We start from the raw sequence: 15,581 nt of genomic DNA, 5'->3' as shown, positions 1-15,581 counted from the left end.
AGCTGTCGTCAGATCAGCGGATTGAGCACCCGCTTGAGGAAGCTCTGGGTACGCGGCTCCTGCGGATTGCGCAGCACCTCTTCCGCAGAGCCCTGTTCGACGATCACGCCGCCCTCGAGGAACAGCACCCGGTCCGCCACCTCGCGGGCGAAGCCCATCTCATGGGTGACGACAACCATCGTCATGCCTTCCTCGGCCACCTGGCGCATCACGCTGAGCACGTCGCCCACCAGTTCGGGGTCGAGCGCCGATGTCGGTTCATCGAACAGGATCGCCTCGGGCTGCATGGCGAGCGCCCGGGCAATGGCCACGCGCTGCTGCTGTCCGCCCGAAAGATTGCCGGGATAGCTCTCCATCTTGTCTTCGAGGCCGACCTTCTTCAGGTAGCCGGCGGCCATCTCGCGGGCTTCCGCGCGGGACATGCCCTTCACGTAGACCGGCCCTTCCATCACGTTCTCGATGGCCGTGCGGTGGGGGAAGAGATTGAAGCGCTGAAACACCATGGAGACCCGCTGGCGGATCGCCTTGATGGATTTGTCCTCGGGGTCGACGCGTTGCCCGTCGATCCGGATTTCGCCTTTCTGGTAGGTCTCCAGCCCGTTGAGGCAGCGCAGGATGGTGGATTTGCCAGAACCCGACGGACCGATGATGCAGACGACTTCACCCGGCTCGACATCGAAGCTGATGCCGCGAATGACCTCGACCGGGCCGTAGCTCTTGTGGATGTCCCTGACCTCAATCATGCGTTTTTGTACCTCTTCTCAAGCTGGCGGGCGAGGTAGGTGAGGGGCAGCGCCATCACCAGATACATGAGCGCAACCAGCGTAAAGACAGTCATGTTGTCGAAGGTGGACGAGGCGATGAGCTGGCCCTGACGGGTCAGTTCGGCCACGGTGATCGTCGACACCAGCGAGCTGTCCTTCAGCATCATGATCATCGTGTTGCCATAGGGCGGCAGGGCGATGCGGAAGGCCTGCGGAAGGATCACGCGGCGCATGATCAGATTGTCGCTCATACCGATGGACTGGGCGGCCTCGATCTGCCCCCGGTCGATGGCTTCGATGCCGGCCCGGAAATTCTCTGCCTGATAGGCGGAATAGGCGATGCCCATGCCGATCACGCCGGCCTGAAAGGCCGTCAGGTTGATGCCGATATCGGGCATCACGAAATAGATGTAGAAAAGCTGGACGATGATCGGAATGCCGCGAATGACCGTGATGAAGGTCCGGCTGATCATCTGGAATGCGCGCACCTTGGTCCAGCCCAGAATGGCCCAGAAGAGCCCCAGAACCGTGCTGACGAGCAGGGACAGAACGGTGACCGCAATGGTGACCCAGACACCTTCCATCAGGACTGGCAGATAGTCAGCGGCACGTGAGAGAGCCTCGGACATGGTATTTCCTGCGTAATGTTCGAAGAAACGGATGGCGCGGGAGACGAACTCCCGCGCCGTTCAGATCAATTGCCCTGAAATCAGTTCAGGCCCCATTTGGTGAGGATCTCGTCGAGCTTGCCCGAAGCCTTGATCTTCTTGAGCCCCTCATTGAGCGAGGCGCGCAGTTCGTCATTGCCCGGTTTCACCGACATCGCCACATCGCCGGTGATGGTGGAGTCGTAGCTCTTCACCAGCCGCACATTCGCAGCCCCCTGCGAGAGCTGGTAGGCGACGATGGGCCGGTCGCCGAAGCCCGCATCGATGCGGCCGAGCTGCACGTCGCGCATGATGTCGGGGATGCTGTCGTAGATCTTCACTTCCTTGAAGACGCCAAGCGCCTTCATCGGTTCGATATAGGCGGTGCCGACCTGCACGCCGACCGTCTTGCCTTCAAGATCCTGCGGGGTCTTGTATTCGGTTTCGTCATCCTTGGAGACGAACAGGCCCTCGCCGTAGGAATAGACCGTGTCGGTGAAATCGACGACCTTGGCGCGTTCCTCGGTCGCGTACATCGCGGCGGCGATGATGTCGATCTTGTCGCTGGTCAGCGACGGGATCAGCGCCGACCACTGGGTTGCCTTCACATCCGGCGTGAAACCTTCCTCCTCACCGATGGCGGTGATGATGTCGACCATCACGCCCGAGATCTTGTTGGATTTCACGTCGAGAAAGGTGAAGGGAACGCCCGTCGGGGTCGAGCCCACCTTGTAGGTCGGGGTTTCTGCGCTGGCCGGCGCCCATGCTGCCGATGCCGCGATAAGGGCGGCCGCGCCCAGACCGATAAGGCCGCGACGGTTGGTGAAAAAGCCATTCAAGCTCATGCTACTCTCCTCTCCTGAAGCGCCAATCCGAGGGCAGTCGTTATTTTTTTACTCTCGGATTGAAATTTTTGGATCATTATTTCATGATGCTTGAAGAAACGGAGGCTTGTCAACGGCATGATCGATAAAGTCGGAGATCGCGCAGCGGCTCAGTCGAGAGTTTCAGACGATAAGCAAACAGGGGAGAAGCCCGTGGGCGGAGCGGAAACGACCGAATGGAGCAGCGATGCGATCGGCGCTCGTTTGCGGCAAAGGCGCAAGGTGCGTGGTCTCTCCCTGCAGGTCGTGGCCGGACGCGCCGATGTCTCCATCGGGCTTCTCAGTCAGATCGAGCGCGGCCTCACCATGCCCTCGGTGCATTCCCTGAGCGCGATCTGCAATGCGCTCGAAATGCCCGTCAGCTGGCTGTTCGATCCGGGTGGCAATCCGCAGGAGCGGTATGTCGTGCGCGCGCACCAGCGCCGTGTGCTCGATCTTGGCGCAAAGGGCATGCGCAAGGAATTGATGACGCCGGACGACATCACCGGCATCCAGATGATGCGGCTGATCATCCAGCCGGGCGGTTCGACGGGGGACACGCCCTATTGCCACGAGACGGGCGCCAAATGCGGAACGGTGCTGAACGGAACGCTGGGACTGGAGATTGACGGCCGCACCGTGCTTCTGAAGCCGGGCGACAGCTTCGCCTTTCCGGCAAGCGCATTGATCCGGTTCTGGTGTGAGGGGCAGGAGGAAACCGAAGCGTTCTGGATCGTCACGCCAGCGGTTTACTAGAGCAATTCCAGGAAAAGTGGAAACCGGTTTTCCGTCCGGAATTGCGCAAAAGCGCTCTGGATCGCCAGGCGTCCGTCCGGATGCACATGGGTAATCCAGATTAATGATGCAGCGGCGGTTTTCGCGAGATGCTGCGGAAAGGTTGAGGAGGGGAAGTTCATGACCGAAGCCGTGATCGCCAACGAACAGGGTTTCATTTCACGCTCGCTCTGGAATGCGACGGCAAATCCGTCGCAAGACTATCCGGCGCTTGTCGGCGAGCAGGAATGCGATGTGGCTGTGATCGGCGGCGGGTTTGCCGGGCTTTCCGCAGCGCTCCATCTGGCGGAGGCGGGGGTGAGCGTCTGTCTTCTGGAGGCCGAGACGCCCGGTTGGGGCGCATCGGGCCGCAATGGCGGACAGGTTGTTCCGGGCCTCAAGGAAGACCCCGATGAGATCGAGCGGCGCTTCGGTTCCGAACTGGGCGGGCGCATGGTGCGGCTGTCTGGCAATGCAGGATATTTCGTCTTCGACCTGATCGAGCGTCTGGGCATTGATTGCGGTGCATCGCGCGCCGGCTGGATCCAGCCGATCCACAGCGAGGCAGCCCGCACCACCGTGCGCAAGCGCTTCGACCAGTGGCGGCGGCGCGATGCCGCCATGCGCATGCTCGACCGCGAGGAAACCGCTGCACTTCTTGGAACCGACGCCTATCTTGGCGGCATGCTCGATCAGCGCGGCGGCAATCTGCATCCGCTGAATTATGCGCTTGGTCTGGCCGAGGCTGCGGCGCGCGCCGGTGCGCGCATCCACGGCCACAGCCGCGCGGAGCGCTGGGAGCATGAAGGCGGCGGTGTGCGCATTCACACCGCAAAGGGGCAGGTGCGTGCCGGCAAGGTTCTCGTCTGCACCAATGGCTATGCCGATGGGTTTTCCGGCGCGATTGGCCGGACGGTGGTGCCGATCCGCTCCATCCAGGTGGCGACAGAGCCGCTGCCGGCGGAGATTGCCGGTTCGATCTTCCCGCAGGGGCATTCGGCTTCCGACACGCGGCGGCTCCTTCATTATTTCCGCAAAGGTCCGGGCGACTCCTTCGTGATGGGCGGACGCGGTGACTATTCGCAGGGCGGAACGGAGCATCAGTTCGAGGTGCTGCGCAAGGCGAGCGTCAGGCTCTACCCCCAGCTGGCGGAGGCGCGCTGGGTGCATCACTGGGGTGGTTACGTCGCCATGACCGTGAGCCATTACCCGCAGCTTCTGCGCATGGACGACAATGTCTGGGCGGCCTGCGGTTTCAATGGGCGCGGTGTGGCGATGGCAACGGCGCTGGGTAAGGTGATCGCGGACGCCGCGCGCGGCGTGCCGGAGGCGGAGCTTGATTTCCCCGTGACGCAGGTAAAGCCCATCCCCTTCTACTTCATGCGCCGCTATGCGGTCGCGGCGGCCGTTGCCTGGGCGCGGCTGCGCGACGGGCTGGGCCGCTAAAAGGGTGTCGCCGGAAAACGCGGGTTCAGTGCAAGGGAGAGCTGGCGATCCCGACAGGATTCGAACCTGTGACCCTCAGATTAGGAAGCTTCCTCTAATCCTTTTGTTAAAAGGGTTTGAGATCTTCATGTTGCGTCCATGTTGCGTTGATTCTGGGGTTATCCGAGCAGGCTGGCTTCGGCAGAGGCCAACTCCGTTGCATCGTCCGCTCGGGGGAACAGATGTCCGTAGGTGTCCATCGTCAGTGTGATCGATGAATGGCCAAGGCGTTCCTGCACCATCTTCGGCGGTAATCCCAAGCCGCCGTCCTCTTTCCGGTTGATGCACCAAGACGCATAGAAATGGCGGAGGGAATGCAGGCCGGTGTACTTGCCTTTCATGATGGGTTTCCCATCCTTGCCGATTTCCTCAGTCGGGAGCGAAACACCTGCTGCGACCTGTGCTGGCAGGAACCCTCGCTTCACAATATTGGACAGCGCCTCGACCTTCCCCTGGCCGTTCGGGAACACCAGCTGATGCGGTGCGATTTCCTCCATGATGGCATTGCCGTCTTGGTCCCTCTGGGCTGTCTTGGGCCGTGGGCAGGCCAAACGCCATTCCCTGAGTGTGTTCGCCACCAGCGGCGGGATAGGCACTCTTCGCTCGCCAGCTTCTGACTTCGGCCTGCCGATGCTGTTGAATTTGTCGGCCCGCTGGTGAACTTGAATTTCCCCCTGATCGAAATCGACATCCTGCCAGCGCAGGCCGCGAAGCTCCGAAGCTCTGAGGCCGGTAAAGATGGCGGTCAGCAGCATAGGGCGCCAACGCCCATGCAGCGCGCCAATGATGGCTTTGATCTCTTCTCTCGTGGGAATGTCTCTCCCCACTTGTACCTTGCCCCGCTGACGGCGTTCGTGACGCCTGTCACGCCCTTTGTGCCTCGCGCGGCTCTTCTCTCTAACCGCATTGCGAATAACTAATCCTCGCTCCTGTGCGTCTGCGAGCAGCGATCCAAGACTGACGAGCACCTTGCGCACCATCGAGGGCGAGCGCCCTGCGTCAAGCAAGTTGTCCTCAAAATCGCGTACGGCCGGAACGGTCAGGCGGGAGAGCAGGCTCTCTCCGATGAAGGGGACGATATGTAAATCAAGATGCTGCCGGTACTGCACCAGCGTGCCGCGCTCGACCCTGCGTGATGCGCTTTTGATCCACAGTTCACCAGCCTTCTCGACCGTTACAGTGTCGCGCTCGGCGACGTGGGTGCCTTCGCGCACCTCAACCGAAGCGGTACTCGCGAACTGGTCGGCCTCCTTCTTCAGCTTGAAGGTCTTCAGCCGGCGCTTGCCCTTGGTGTCCACATAGTCAACGACCCAGGCGGTTTTCTCTTCGCCCTTGCCGTTGACCCATGTGCGCTTTCGGATGCTCATGGAAGAGAAGCTTCATCATCGAGAATGGCCTCGAACGTAAGTTGCTTCTGACCGTTGCGAGTAGAGACTTCAAGCCGCCAGCCCGCTTGGCTTGCCTTAAGTTCGGCATTTGCGTGCTCAACAGCCCGCCGACGTTCTTCTTCACTTACATCATCATGCAAAACTGCAGACAACTTTGAAAGGAGCGCAGCAAGATCAAATTCGTTCTCTGGGTAAGCCTCCTCTAGAGTAGCGATAATCTCCGCGTTCATCGACCGGTTGTTCGCCTCAGCGGCAGCCTTGATACGCCCCCGCATGCCGTCTGGAAAGCGGAGCATAAACCCGTCTGACTTGCTCCTGTTTTCGGCCATCTATCTCACTTCTCCACATTTGCGATGTCCTTTGGATATTTTCGATCTTGCGTCAATAATATCCAATGGATATAAGGATGATCAATGATGTCCATTGGATATCATTCGTGCAAGCAGCAACGACAAACATGGTTTAGGGAAACTTAAAATGAGCGAAGCGAAGGAACTAGATCTGGTCTGGGGCGTGCAGGCGATCGCCGACATTATCGGCCGCTCCTACCAGCAGACCTATCACATGATCGCAGGCGGCAAGCTGCCGATGGTGAAGCAAATCGGTGAGCGCTACGTCGTCAGCCGCAGCAAGCTGATCGCCTTCTTCATGGAGGATGACGCAGCATGACCCAGAAACAAAAAGGCCCGGCAGAGGCGGCAACCTCTCCGAGCCGTGGTTCTAACCCTCACCACACCAAAGGATCAGATATGAACGGGAAGACCGATAGCACGTCCACAGGCGCTGCCGCAACTGTCACCTTGAGTAGGGCCGAGCTGTCGGCCCTGACTGCAAAGCACCTCCACCATGTAACCGATGCGCTTTTCGTAGGGCGCGAGGCGCTGCTCGGCATCGGCAATGAGCCGAGATATCGCAACGATGACAATGGCCTCAACCCCGCCGGGGAGGTGGTCTTCAAGGTCGTGGAGTTCTTCGATGTGCTGTTCGATGAGGTTCGGAAGATCGCGACCGCGTCCGATCCTGTCGATCCCCATATGGATGAGCATCGCGCATGGCTACTTCTCAAGCTGAACGTCTGGCTCACGGATGATCTCGCCGATTTCAGCGCGCTGGCTGCCAGCCTAGTCGCGCGTAATCACGGCGTTGCGTTCCGCTCCAGCAATATCGGGAGGGCAGCGGCATGAGCGCCAACACCACCCACGCCGATCTGGAATGCCCTGTCTTCGATGTCGTCGACATGGCGCATGTCACCCTAGAGATCATTCACGGCCTTCTGGAGGGGCACCGCGTCTCCAACCAGGTCACGCTTACCGCGCGACAGGCGGATACCGGTCTCTATGCGGTCCGCCTGATGCTGGAGAAGGCCGAGGAGGTCAAACGGGTCTGGGAGGAAGTCCAAGGGGCTTATATGCGAGGAGGTGCATGATGCGTCTTCTTCACAGCCTGCTGGCCCTCTTCCACGCACGGAGGGCACGGCGTCATTCCACCCTTTACCGGTGGCATGTCGAACAATGTGACGCCCGGATGCGCTCTGCACGCGAAATCGCAGGGAGGGGCGCATGACCGGCACCGACCACGAACACAAAGAGGCGGTCCAAGAGGCCGCCCGCTGGCTGGCGACGACGCCTGATCACATGAAGCCGCATCCCGTTGTTCCCGCTCTCCGGGCGCGCTTCGGGCTGAGTGCCAAGGAAGCTTGCGAGGCGATTACGCAGGCGTGCCTGATCCGTGGGAGGGCGCTTTGAGTTCTATGGAGATCAGAAAAAGTCGCGACGGCACGGAGCACATGATCTTTAACGGCGTGATCTACGCCGAGAAGCCCGGGAGACGAAAGCGCAGGCGCAACGATGAAGATTTTTCTCTGGAACTGCTGCGCATGCGCGAGATCGAAAAGGTCATCAAGCACCGGCACGGTGATCGCATTCCCGACCCGGGTGACACCGATGATCGCGAGACCTGTCTGGATTATGTCCGAGCGGCTGCATTTACTTCGAGCGATCAAGACATGGCAGCTTGGTGCCGAGTGTGGGCGCCCTGGGCAACTGACGCCGACATACTGCCGATCGTTTCAGCAGCTCGGAACCGGCAGCGAATGATGCGATCAGATGGCGTTGCTGGCCTCCTGAACGTGACGCTGAAAGAGAACATCGCTGTAGGCTTAAAAACCATTGGCGCGTGCGATGTCACTCGAGCGGAGCGGCTTCGCTTGGCAAAGGATCGAAAAAGGGAACGAGACAGGAACGCCAAGGCAGCAAAACGCAAGGCCGAGGGCCGGAAAAATCGCAAGTCCTATGAGGCGCAATCTCTGTCCGGTCAAAGGCCGTGGGACGCCGAAGGTATCTCACGCCGCACGTGGTACCGACGCCGTGGCACAGGTGTGGCGCGAGTAGATATAGATACTAAGTGCGACACACTTGTGCCAAATCCAAATCTGGAAACCTCCCAAAATCATGGCACGGCGGCTTGCAAGGTATTGCGGATGCCTAGCCGTTCTCCCGGCCAATCCATCGGTTCGAGCGAAGCTGGAACAGATGCTGAGGGTCTGGGGGATCATCCCCCAGCGGGGTGCCAAGGGGCAGAGCCCCATGGGAGGAGCGAGGGAGAAGGGAACGCAGCATGAACACCAAGCAGATGGAACTATTCGAGAATGGTCCTGGCGGCCTTCTGATCCCGTTTCCAGTGGAGCGCCAATCTGCGCTTGTTCGGCAAGTGGCGCTTCAGCTTTCATCGAAACAAGGGAAGGCTGCCGAGCGCTTCTGGAAAACAGAGTGCAACCGTCTCTTTGGCCGGCTTCAAGCGCAGGGGTTCTGCGAAAACGTAGCGAGAGGTCAGGTCAATCGCTTCGCCCGGTCGGTTCAGTCCGAATTGGAGCGCCTTTACTGGTCATGTGACACAGGAGGCGCGGCGTGACGAATTTAATCGAAACCCCGGTTACGGTTCGCGTCGAAATCGTCGGTGGGACGGTCACAAAAGCGGCGATGATCATAAGCGCTACCGGCCGTCGACTGGATTTCTCCGGCATCGGTCAGATGCGTTTCTTCGTGGACGTGATCGCGGAAGACGGCACCCGGATCGGTATGTGGGAGGGTGCGAATTACGAGACAGCGATCCTGACCGCGCATGAGTTGGCAGAAGAATGGAAATGCCAAGTTTACGACAACCTGATCGGAGACGCGACATGACGAAATTCATAGACATTGAAGCTGGTGGCTATGCGCTTGTTCTTGATGATGCGCACTTCGACCCGAGCAAGGACATCTCCGAGAACCTCAGCGTCCTTGCGAGTTGTGGCTACGACTTCACCAGCAATTGGGATCGTGATGATCCTGAAGCCATGATGCCCGTGCTCAGGGTTGCCAAGGTGATGCCCAAGACCTTTTTGGCCGAAGGCGAGTTGCGCCATGGAGCGCGGCGCGAGGCGTATTCCGGTCGGCGATATCGCGAGGACGTTGTGGCGTTCTCGAGCGATCAGAAGGAGCTGCTGACTCTACGTGATCGCCTGTTCGAGATTGGCGAGCGTGCCGACCGGGAGATCAAGGCGCGCGCCGACAAGGTTGTGCTGCCGATTGTGGAGCAATTCAGGAAGCAGGCCCTGACGGAGTTGCACGAGGCGCTGCCCGAGCATTTTGGGGAGGCGCGCGATGTATGAGTTTCCTGAGGGCCTGCACCGCCTCCGTGACTGGCTCCGAGCTCAGGGCATGGACGTAGCCGCCTTCAAGACCGAGAGGCAGGCCGCGTTCATGGCGCAGCGTCTTGCCGGGACACGTTTCAGGTTCCCGGCCAAGGGGGCAACCTGCTTTCCGGTTCTGCAGCAGATCCAGAAGGCGTTGCCCTATCAGGCTGCCGGCGCTCTGGACGGCTCGAAGAAGTGCAGGTCACCGCGCAAGCGTGGTGGCAAGAGCGGCGCTCGACCCGCACCGGTCAGCGCACCCGGCTTATCGGAGGGGTTGGTGATCTTCGCGGATGGCGCATGTGATCCGAACCCTGGCCCCGGTGGGTGGGGATTTGCCGTCTACCGCGACGGCCGCGAGATCCACGCCGACTGTGGGGGCGATCCCGATACCACGAACAACATCATGGAAATGACCGGGGTGCTGATGGCGCTCCAGTGGTTTCGTGATCGCGGCGCTGTCGAGCCCGTGCGCCTGCTCTGCGACAGCAGGTATGTGGTCAATGGCTGCAACACCTGGCGTCACGGCTGGAAGGAAAAGGGCTGGAAGCGCGGCCCGGAGAAGCAACTGGCAAACGCCGAGCTCTGGCAGGAACTGGACGCGGCGCTGGCAATGGTTCCGGTCACTCTGGAATGGGTGAAGGGCCATGCCGGAATTGAGGGCAATGAGCGGGCCGACGAGCTTGCCATGATCGGGCGAGAGAGGATTGTCGAGAACGGCGCACCCAGCGCGATCGAAACCCAACTGACCTATGAGGTGGCGTGATGCCGATGCCACATCCCAAGGGAACGGCTCGGCAGTTGAAGAAAAACGGCCTGTGATGCTGCTTTCCGGTGATGTGGTTCGCAGGGGCGTCCAGAATTGCGAAACCGGCGATCTGAGGGGGTTCCCTGTTCCCCCGGAAAACGGGCATATTGAGCCCAACATCGAAGACGAGCGCTCTGAGGAAAGAGGCGTTACATCATGGGCCTCAGACGACGCTTTGCCAGTTACTTCTCGAACGATACGGCGGATTTCTCTTGGGCGGAGCAGCACAATGAGCGTCGGCGGCAGAGGGAAGCCAAGAAGCGGGAGCAGGAAGCGGCATGATCCTAGTGATAGGTGCCATCGTCGTCGGGCTTGTGGCCGCGGTCGCTCCTATCTGGCCGCATTCGAGAGATTGGTCGTGGTGGCCTGCACTCATCCTGCTGCTGGTAGCGGCGGTGGTAGCTGGACTGTTGGCGATCGAACGGATCGAAGCGGCCGATGGCTACCAGAGGAAGGCGTTCGGCAAGGCGACGGGTATCAGCTTCAGCAGCGTGGGGAAGTGGTCTATCCCGTCTGGCTCATAACCAGAAGACCGGCGGTTCAAATCCGCCCGCTGCAACCAGATCAGGACGCGATTGTATCTTTGGACAAACCCGGTGACATCACAACTACGCGCTGATACGAATGAGGGATGGACCTTGTTGCCTACCTCAAGGGCGAGTGGCTCGTGATTAGCCAAGCGCCCGTCACGTTCTTAACCGGAGCGCTGGTTATTGGGGCGCTTTCCTACGCTTTTGTCCGACATCAATTTAGTGACAGACTAGCCAGCCTTGATGAACGCCTGCGCCTCAAAGATGACCGGTTGAAGGAATATGCCGACAAACTAAGCGGTGCATCCCCAGACGAGGCGCGCCGAATGATTGCCTCACTGGAGAAAAGGCTGGATGCTTTGGAGCCGCGGTCGCTTACTCCAGAGCAACTAGATCGACTTCGGCAGGCGATTTCAAAGACGGTTGGTTCTGTCCAGATTGTGAAGGACATGGCTAGCGCCGACGCGACAAAGATGCAGGCACAGTTGGAGGCCATCTTTCGGCAGTCGCGATGGGAGGTGAGTTCCGGCATGGCGATTGGCGTCGGAAACCCGCCCAAGAGCGGTATCGCTATAACGGCCGCGATGGACGGCCCCTCTCCGGAAGACGCCAGTACAATTCTAGCCGCCTTTGACGCGGCAGGGATCGACTATGAACACAGGCAACCACCGTCTCCGCCACCCAACAGCGCTAAACCAATTCCTGAAATTCTGCTCACCAACGCGACCTGATGGATGATTAGGTGCTCTGGCTGATCTAGCGTCTGGATTCGCAAGCGCTGCCTATGCGATATGGCGGCGCTCTACACTCTCGCTTGTCGTGACCGGCGTGGCTGAAAGCAGAAGCCATAGCGACCGAGTGTAACGGCGGGGACGTGCAGGAAGCCATCGCGTGAGGGGTAGGAGGGCCAGTCTGCAATTAAGGCCCTCAGCCGGAGTAGCGCCCGGCCCGTCCTGACTGTCATCGCCCCAGCCATGCGCTGGGGCTTCTCGTATGTGGTGTCCTGGCATGCGCGAGCTGCTCGAAGGAATGGCCCTGATCGTCATAGTCAGCCTTATGGCAAGGGGATAGCTGACGTGAGAGCATCCGTTTCGTACAACCAGCGTGACTTCGAGCAGCAGCTTGCTCGCGACCTTGGCCGTGATCTGCCGTTTGCAGCCGCTCGGGCAGCGACCTGGACCGCGAAGGACATCCAGAAGAACTCGAAGAAGTGGATGCTCCGGGTCTTTGATCGGCCTACGCGATGGACGCTGAACGCGGCGTTCGTGAAACCTGCGACCAAGCGACAGATGACTGCGGAGGTCTATTTCAAGGACTTCGCACCGAAGGGAACGCCTGCCGGCAAGTATCTGCTGACGCAGATCAGGGGCGGGCGGCGGCCACACACTCGGTGGGAGAAGCGCCTCATCCATGCAGGCGTCATGCGGGTGAACGAATACGCGATGCCGGGCAAGGCGCTGAAGCTGAACCGGTATGGCAATGTCCCGCGCGGTGTCTATGCGAAGATCCTTGCGCAGCTGAAGATTGGCGACAGCGGCATTGGCAACGAAAGCCGCAGAAGCAAGGCAGTCCAGCAGCGCCGTGGGGCGGCGCGATACTTCGTGTCTTACGGGAAGGACGCACCCCGCATTGGTGGGGTCAGGCCGAGCAGTCTGCCCCGGGGTATATGGCAGCGTGATCGCCGGGGTTCGGTTTCGCCGGTCTTCATTTTCGTGGAGCGCGTGCCGGACTATGCCGACGTGTTCGACTGGAAGAACTGGGCTGACGCCACGGCGCGTGCCCGCATGCCGATCAACTTCAAGCGCTCTGCTGACCAGATCCTGCGTCGGCCGAACCGCTGACCCCGCGACCAACGGGCCGATCCGGCCCCACCCGGTGGCCCATTCGCGCGATGGGTCCTTCCTGGGCAACCCCGACCAGCGAGTAATTCGTACCGCGGGGTTTCGGCAGTCTGAGCCAATTTTGAAAGCCTAAAGTCGAAGCCTAAAGATGAGCGAACCCGCTAAAGTCGAGACGATGGCGAAGGGCGACTTTGCACGCCTGATCGGCGTCTCGCCCGGACGCGTGTCGCAATACATCACCGAGGGCAAGATCTTCGGAGAGGCCATTGACGGTGAGGGCAGGCTTGCCCGCATCCGCCCCGACGTGGCGCGCGCGCAGCTCTACAAATCGCTGGAGCCTTCGCAGCGCCTGGGCGGCAATGGCGCGGCCGTGCGCGAACAGAGTGCCGGCTCCTCGCTGCGTTCGGTTCCGGAGCCGGTGCATGATGAGCTGGCCACCGAGCGCCTGAAGCAGCAGCGCATCAAGACGGCGCAGGCCGAGCGCGAGGAAGCGCTTGCGGTGGGCCGATACATGCTGACGGAGGCCGCGCGGCGAGAGATGGGGCGCGCCGTTGCAGAAGCGTTCAAGGTGATGGAGCAGGGACTGCGAGACATGGCCAATGCCCTTTCCGCCGAGTTCTCGATCCCTGAACGCGATGCGCAGCAGGTGTTGCAGAAGTCGTTCCGCATGGTTCGCGCGAAGGCGGCGGAAAGCTACCGGGCGCAGGCAGAGGCAACGCCCGCCATGGTCGAGGACGTCGAGGAACAGGAGCTGCGGTCGGCGTCATGACGATGCTGTTCAATCCAGAGCGGCTCAAATACGAAGCGCTCGTCGAAGCCGCCACACCACCGCCGCCGGTCGACTATCTGGCATGGGCCAAGCAGAACATCGTCTTTTCGGAGCGCATCTCTGCGTTCTCGGGTGCCTATAACGAGGCGCTGTTTCCATTCTTCTCGGAGATCCTGAAGGCGCTCTCGCCGGAAGACCCGTGCAGCATCGTCACGCTGGGCAAGTCCGCGCAGGTTGGCGGTACGGTTCTGGCGAACATTTTTACGCTCGGGACCATGGACATGGACCCGTGCGATTTCCTCTACGTCCATCCGACCGAGGAGAACGCTTCGCGCTGGTCGAAGACCAAGCTGATGCCGCTCGTTCGGGAGACGGACGCCATCCGGGCGCTGTTCTCGGAAACCAGCCGCGATGGCGGCAACTCGATCCTCTACAAGGAGCGGATCGATGGTCGCGGGGCCATCCAGGCAGCCGGCGCGAACTCGCCGGCCGGCCTGTCGATGATCTCGCCGCGCAAGCAGGTTCAGGACGATCTTGCCAAATGGTCGATGAACGAGGCGGGCGACCCGGAAACGCAGGCTGACAGCCGGTCGAAGGCATTCTTCAACCGGAAGGTCTTCAAGATCTCGACGCCGCTGGTGTCGCCCGGCTGCCGGATCACGACGAACTATCACTTGGGGACGCAGGAGAGCTATCACGTCCCGTGCCCGCACTGCGAAGAACTGCAGGAGCTGCGCTGGGAGAACATGCGGGATCACATTGATCCCGAGAAGCCAGAGGATGCGCACTTCGTGTGCATCCATTGCGGCTGCGAGATCCGCGAACACCATCGTACATGGATGGTGGCGCCGGAGAACGGTGCGCGCTGGGTGGCAAAATATCCCGACCGGGCGCGGTTCCACCGTTCGTTCCATATCTGGGTTGCCTATTCGCCGCTGGAGAGCTGGGAAGCGCTGGCGCGCGCCTGGCTGAAGGTGCAGACGGGCGGCCCCGACGACAAGGAGAAGGGCGCGGGGGCCGAGCAGGTCTTTTACAATGACTGGCTTGGGCTGCCTTTCGAGGCGGACAACAAGGCAGTCGACTGGGAAGACCTTCGGGACCGGGGCGAGGAAACCGGCTTCCAGCGGGGCCTGATCCCGTCTGAGGCGCTGGCCCTCGCCATCGGCATGGACGTTCAGGGCGACCGCGTTGAATGGCAGCTGATCGGCTATGGCCGCAATCGCTTCCGGTGCGTGATCGACCGTGGCGTTGTCGATCACCGCGCGGGCAGCCACCTGCCGGGCTATCGCGTCCATTCCGGTCATATCAGTGAGCCGGAGGTTCGCGCCGCGCTCGACCGGCTGATCAAGCGGACCTGGGCGGACGAATGGGGAAACCAGCGCTCGGCCGACATCGTCGCCATCGACGGCAACGCCTATACCGAGGATGTCTGGGGCTGGGTGCGCAAACACCCGAAGTCGCGCGTCATCATGGTGCGCGGCGACAACCGGGACACTGCGCGGCTCCTGTCGCAGGTCCGCGAGTTCGACCGCAAGGGCAAGCCGAAGAAGCAGAAATGGACGTCGCGGTTCTTCAATTTCAACGCCTCGATCATGAAAATCGGGCTCTACCGCGACATGAAGAAGGAAGACCCGGAGCAGGCCGGCTACATCCGGTTCGCGGTGGGGCTTGGTGATGACTTCTATCAGCAGGTCACGTCGGAGATCCGGGTCGAGGAGCGGACGCGGTCGGGCCATGCCCGCTATGTCTGGAAACTGCCGTCCGGTCAGCGCAACGAAGCGCTCGACATGATGAACCAGGCGCATGCCGGCGCGATCCGGCTGGGCGTCACCTACTGGACAGACGAAGAGTGGGACATGCTCGCCGAGCGTCTGTCGAAGATGGAAAAGCCCGCACAGGGCGACCTTGAGGACCTGATCACTCCTGTCGGGAGCGAGCAGCAGGCCTCATCCCAAAGCAAAGAGGCGGCTTCGAAGGAAGCCCTGATCGCTGCAGCCCTGCAGCGGGCCGAGCGCGCGAAGCGCCGCAACCGATAGGAACAC

General features: G+C 60.8%; 21 protein-coding genes and 1 tRNA gene. 17 read left to right on the top strand and 5 right to left on the bottom strand.

Annotated features, from left to right (window positions below):
- Positions 1-8 precede the first annotated feature (8 nt).
- The 3 genes from ACRTG1_RS19900 to ACRTG1_RS19890 form a co-directional block, all read right to left on the bottom strand.
- Positions 9-743 carry an amino acid ABC transporter ATP-binding protein gene (locus ACRTG1_RS19900; RefSeq protein WP_206546066.1) on the bottom strand — a complete coding sequence of 245 codons (735 nt, stop codon included), beginning with the start codon at positions 741-743 and terminating at the stop codon, positions 9-11.
- Positions 740-1,393 (bottom strand): amino acid ABC transporter permease, encoded by a 654-nt coding sequence (locus ACRTG1_RS19895; protein WP_206546067.1) that lies wholly within the window; start codon positions 1,391-1,393, stop codon positions 740-742. Before ACRTG1_RS19895 ends, ACRTG1_RS19900 begins: the two co-directional genes overlap by 4 nt.
- An 80-nt stretch (positions 1,394-1,473) precedes the next feature.
- A complete protein-coding gene (locus tag ACRTG1_RS19890) occupies positions 1,474-2,256 on the bottom strand; it encodes an ABC transporter substrate-binding protein (RefSeq protein ID WP_113153348.1) in 783 nt (260 codons plus the stop codon).
- A gap of 192 nt (positions 2,257-2,448) precedes the next feature.
- Between ACRTG1_RS19890 and ACRTG1_RS19885 the strand changes: the two genes are divergently transcribed.
- Both ACRTG1_RS19885 and ACRTG1_RS19880 read left to right on the top strand, forming a co-directional pair.
- On the top strand, positions 2,449-3,030 hold the full coding sequence (locus ACRTG1_RS19885; protein ID WP_224873555.1) for a helix-turn-helix domain-containing protein: 582 nt from the start codon (positions 2,449-2,451) through the stop codon (positions 3,028-3,030).
- A gap of 159 nt (positions 3,031-3,189) precedes the next feature.
- Positions 3,190-4,494 (top strand): NAD(P)/FAD-dependent oxidoreductase, encoded by a 1,305-nt coding sequence (locus ACRTG1_RS19880; RefSeq protein ID WP_432516945.1) that lies wholly within the window; start codon positions 3,190-3,192, stop codon positions 4,492-4,494.
- Positions 4,495-4,652: 158 nt separating this feature from the next.
- Here ACRTG1_RS19880 and ACRTG1_RS19875 read toward each other — a convergent pair whose 3' ends face one another.
- Together ACRTG1_RS19875 and ACRTG1_RS19870 are read right to left on the bottom strand one after the other, a co-directional pair.
- On the bottom strand, positions 4,653-5,900 hold the full coding sequence (locus ACRTG1_RS19875) for a tyrosine-type recombinase/integrase (protein WP_432516943.1): 1,248 nt from the start codon (positions 5,898-5,900) through the stop codon (positions 4,653-4,655).
- Positions 5,897-6,250: an Arc family DNA-binding protein gene (locus ACRTG1_RS19870; RefSeq protein ID WP_432516942.1), complete on the bottom strand. Its 354-nt coding sequence runs from the start codon at positions 6,248-6,250 to the stop codon at positions 5,897-5,899. The genes ACRTG1_RS19875 and ACRTG1_RS19870 overlap by 4 nt, the downstream gene beginning before the upstream one ends.
- Before the next feature lie 148 nt (positions 6,251-6,398).
- Between ACRTG1_RS19870 and ACRTG1_RS19865 the strand changes: the two genes are divergently transcribed.
- The 15 genes from ACRTG1_RS19865 to ACRTG1_RS19795 all read left to right on the top strand — a co-directional run bounded on the left by ACRTG1_RS19865 (position 6,399) and on the right by ACRTG1_RS19795 (position 15,575).
- Positions 6,399-6,590, top strand: coding sequence for a helix-turn-helix domain-containing protein (locus ACRTG1_RS19865; protein ID WP_432516941.1), 192 nt, complete (start codon positions 6,399-6,401; stop codon positions 6,588-6,590).
- A complete protein-coding gene (locus ACRTG1_RS19860; RefSeq protein WP_432516940.1) occupies positions 6,587-7,105 on the top strand; it encodes a hypothetical protein in 519 nt (172 codons plus the stop codon). The genes ACRTG1_RS19865 and ACRTG1_RS19860 overlap by 4 nt, the downstream gene beginning before the upstream one ends.
- Entirely contained in the window at positions 7,102-7,347 is a 246-nt protein-coding gene (locus ACRTG1_RS19855; RefSeq protein WP_432516938.1) for a hypothetical protein, read from the top strand. The genes ACRTG1_RS19860 and ACRTG1_RS19855 overlap by 4 nt, the downstream gene beginning before the upstream one ends.
- A 133-nt stretch (positions 7,348-7,480) precedes the next feature.
- Positions 7,481-7,666, top strand: coding sequence for a hypothetical protein (locus tag ACRTG1_RS19850; protein ID WP_432516937.1), 186 nt, complete (start codon positions 7,481-7,483; stop codon positions 7,664-7,666).
- A gap of 5 nt (positions 7,667-7,671) precedes the next feature.
- On the top strand, positions 7,672-8,541 hold the full coding sequence (locus ACRTG1_RS19845; RefSeq protein ID WP_432516935.1) for a hypothetical protein: 870 nt from the start codon (positions 7,672-7,674) through the stop codon (positions 8,539-8,541).
- Positions 8,538-8,831: a DUF6074 family protein gene (locus ACRTG1_RS19840; RefSeq protein WP_432516934.1), complete on the top strand. Its 294-nt coding sequence runs from the start codon at positions 8,538-8,540 to the stop codon at positions 8,829-8,831. The genes ACRTG1_RS19845 and ACRTG1_RS19840 overlap by 4 nt, the downstream gene beginning before the upstream one ends.
- Positions 8,828-9,103: a hypothetical protein gene (locus ACRTG1_RS19835; protein WP_432516932.1), complete on the top strand. Its 276-nt coding sequence runs from the start codon at positions 8,828-8,830 to the stop codon at positions 9,101-9,103. Before ACRTG1_RS19840 ends, ACRTG1_RS19835 begins: the two co-directional genes overlap by 4 nt.
- On the top strand, positions 9,100-9,570 hold the full coding sequence (locus ACRTG1_RS19830) for a hypothetical protein (RefSeq protein ID WP_432516930.1): 471 nt from the start codon (positions 9,100-9,102) through the stop codon (positions 9,568-9,570). The genes ACRTG1_RS19835 and ACRTG1_RS19830 overlap by 4 nt, the downstream gene beginning before the upstream one ends.
- Positions 9,563-10,357 (top strand): ribonuclease H family protein, encoded by a 795-nt coding sequence (locus ACRTG1_RS19825; RefSeq protein ID WP_432516929.1) that lies wholly within the window; start codon positions 9,563-9,565, stop codon positions 10,355-10,357. Before ACRTG1_RS19830 ends, ACRTG1_RS19825 begins: the two co-directional genes overlap by 8 nt.
- A gap of 320 nt (positions 10,358-10,677) precedes the next feature.
- The gene (locus tag ACRTG1_RS19820) at positions 10,678-10,923 is read left to right on the top strand and encodes a DUF3309 family protein (RefSeq protein WP_432517060.1); all 246 of its coding nucleotides are present in this window, start codon (positions 10,678-10,680) and stop codon (positions 10,921-10,923) included.
- Positions 10,885-10,961: transfer RNA gene (locus ACRTG1_RS19815), tRNA-Met, on the top strand. The genes ACRTG1_RS19820 and ACRTG1_RS19815 overlap by 39 nt, the downstream gene beginning before the upstream one ends.
- 69 nt (positions 10,962-11,030) lie before the next feature.
- Entirely contained in the window at positions 11,031-11,660 is a 630-nt protein-coding gene (locus ACRTG1_RS19810) for a hypothetical protein (RefSeq protein ID WP_432516928.1), read from the top strand.
- Between the two features lie 345 nt (positions 11,661-12,005).
- Positions 12,006-12,770 (top strand): hypothetical protein, encoded by a 765-nt coding sequence (locus tag ACRTG1_RS19805; RefSeq protein ID WP_432516926.1) that lies wholly within the window; start codon positions 12,006-12,008, stop codon positions 12,768-12,770.
- A 148-nt stretch (positions 12,771-12,918) separates the two neighbouring features.
- Entirely contained in the window at positions 12,919-13,539 is a 621-nt protein-coding gene (locus ACRTG1_RS19800; protein WP_432516924.1) for a hypothetical protein, read from the top strand.
- Positions 13,536-15,575, top strand: coding sequence for a phage terminase large subunit family protein (locus tag ACRTG1_RS19795; protein WP_432516922.1), 2,040 nt, complete (start codon positions 13,536-13,538; stop codon positions 15,573-15,575). Before ACRTG1_RS19800 ends, ACRTG1_RS19795 begins: the two co-directional genes overlap by 4 nt.
- Positions 15,576-15,581: the final 6 nt, after the last annotated feature.

It is taken from the genome of Nitratireductor sp. PBL-C9, assembly GCF_050877045.1.
Lineage (GTDB): Bacteria > Pseudomonadota > Alphaproteobacteria > Rhizobiales > Rhizobiaceae > Nitratireductor > Nitratireductor aquimarinus.
Note: the sequence above shows the minus strand (reverse complement) of the source record. Positions and strands in the feature narration are given on the sequence as shown.

Coding starts and splice junctions, on each gene's coding strand:
- ACRTG1_RS19900 (WP_206546066.1), bottom strand. CDS start 743: ATGATTGAGGTCAGGGACATCCACAAGAGCTACGGCCCGGTCGAGGTC.
- ACRTG1_RS19895 (WP_206546067.1), bottom strand. CDS start 1,393: ATGTCCGAGGCTCTCTCACGTGCCGCTGACTATCTGCCAGTCCTGATG.
- ACRTG1_RS19890 (WP_113153348.1), bottom strand. CDS start 2,256: ATGAGCTTGAATGGCTTTTTCACCAACCGTCGCGGCCTTATCGGTCTG.
- ACRTG1_RS19880 (WP_432516945.1), top strand. CDS start 3,190: ATGACCGAAGCCGTGATCGCCAACGAACAGGGTTTCATTTCACGCTCG.
- ACRTG1_RS19875 (WP_432516943.1), bottom strand. CDS start 5,900: ATGAGCATCCGAAAGCGCACATGGGTCAACGGCAAGGGCGAAGAGAAA.
- ACRTG1_RS19870 (WP_432516942.1), bottom strand. CDS start 6,250: ATGGCCGAAAACAGGAGCAAGTCAGACGGGTTTATGCTCCGCTTTCCA.
- ACRTG1_RS19865 (WP_432516941.1), top strand. CDS start 6,399: ATGAGCGAAGCGAAGGAACTAGATCTGGTCTGGGGCGTGCAGGCGATC.
- ACRTG1_RS19860 (WP_432516940.1), top strand. CDS start 6,587: ATGACCCAGAAACAAAAAGGCCCGGCAGAGGCGGCAACCTCTCCGAGC.
- ACRTG1_RS19855 (WP_432516938.1), top strand. CDS start 7,102: ATGAGCGCCAACACCACCCACGCCGATCTGGAATGCCCTGTCTTCGAT.
- ACRTG1_RS19850 (WP_432516937.1), top strand. CDS start 7,481: ATGACCGGCACCGACCACGAACACAAAGAGGCGGTCCAAGAGGCCGCC.
- ACRTG1_RS19845 (WP_432516935.1), top strand. CDS start 7,672: ATGGAGATCAGAAAAAGTCGCGACGGCACGGAGCACATGATCTTTAAC.
- ACRTG1_RS19840 (WP_432516934.1), top strand. CDS start 8,538: ATGAACACCAAGCAGATGGAACTATTCGAGAATGGTCCTGGCGGCCTT.
- ACRTG1_RS19830 (WP_432516930.1), top strand. CDS start 9,100: ATGACGAAATTCATAGACATTGAAGCTGGTGGCTATGCGCTTGTTCTT.
- ACRTG1_RS19825 (WP_432516929.1), top strand. CDS start 9,563: ATGTATGAGTTTCCTGAGGGCCTGCACCGCCTCCGTGACTGGCTCCGA.
- ACRTG1_RS19820 (WP_432517060.1), top strand. CDS start 10,678: ATGATCCTAGTGATAGGTGCCATCGTCGTCGGGCTTGTGGCCGCGGTC.
- ACRTG1_RS19810 (WP_432516928.1), top strand. CDS start 11,031: ATGGACCTTGTTGCCTACCTCAAGGGCGAGTGGCTCGTGATTAGCCAA.
- ACRTG1_RS19800 (WP_432516924.1), top strand. CDS start 12,919: ATGAGCGAACCCGCTAAAGTCGAGACGATGGCGAAGGGCGACTTTGCA.
- ACRTG1_RS19795 (WP_432516922.1), top strand. CDS start 13,536: ATGACGATGCTGTTCAATCCAGAGCGGCTCAAATACGAAGCGCTCGTC.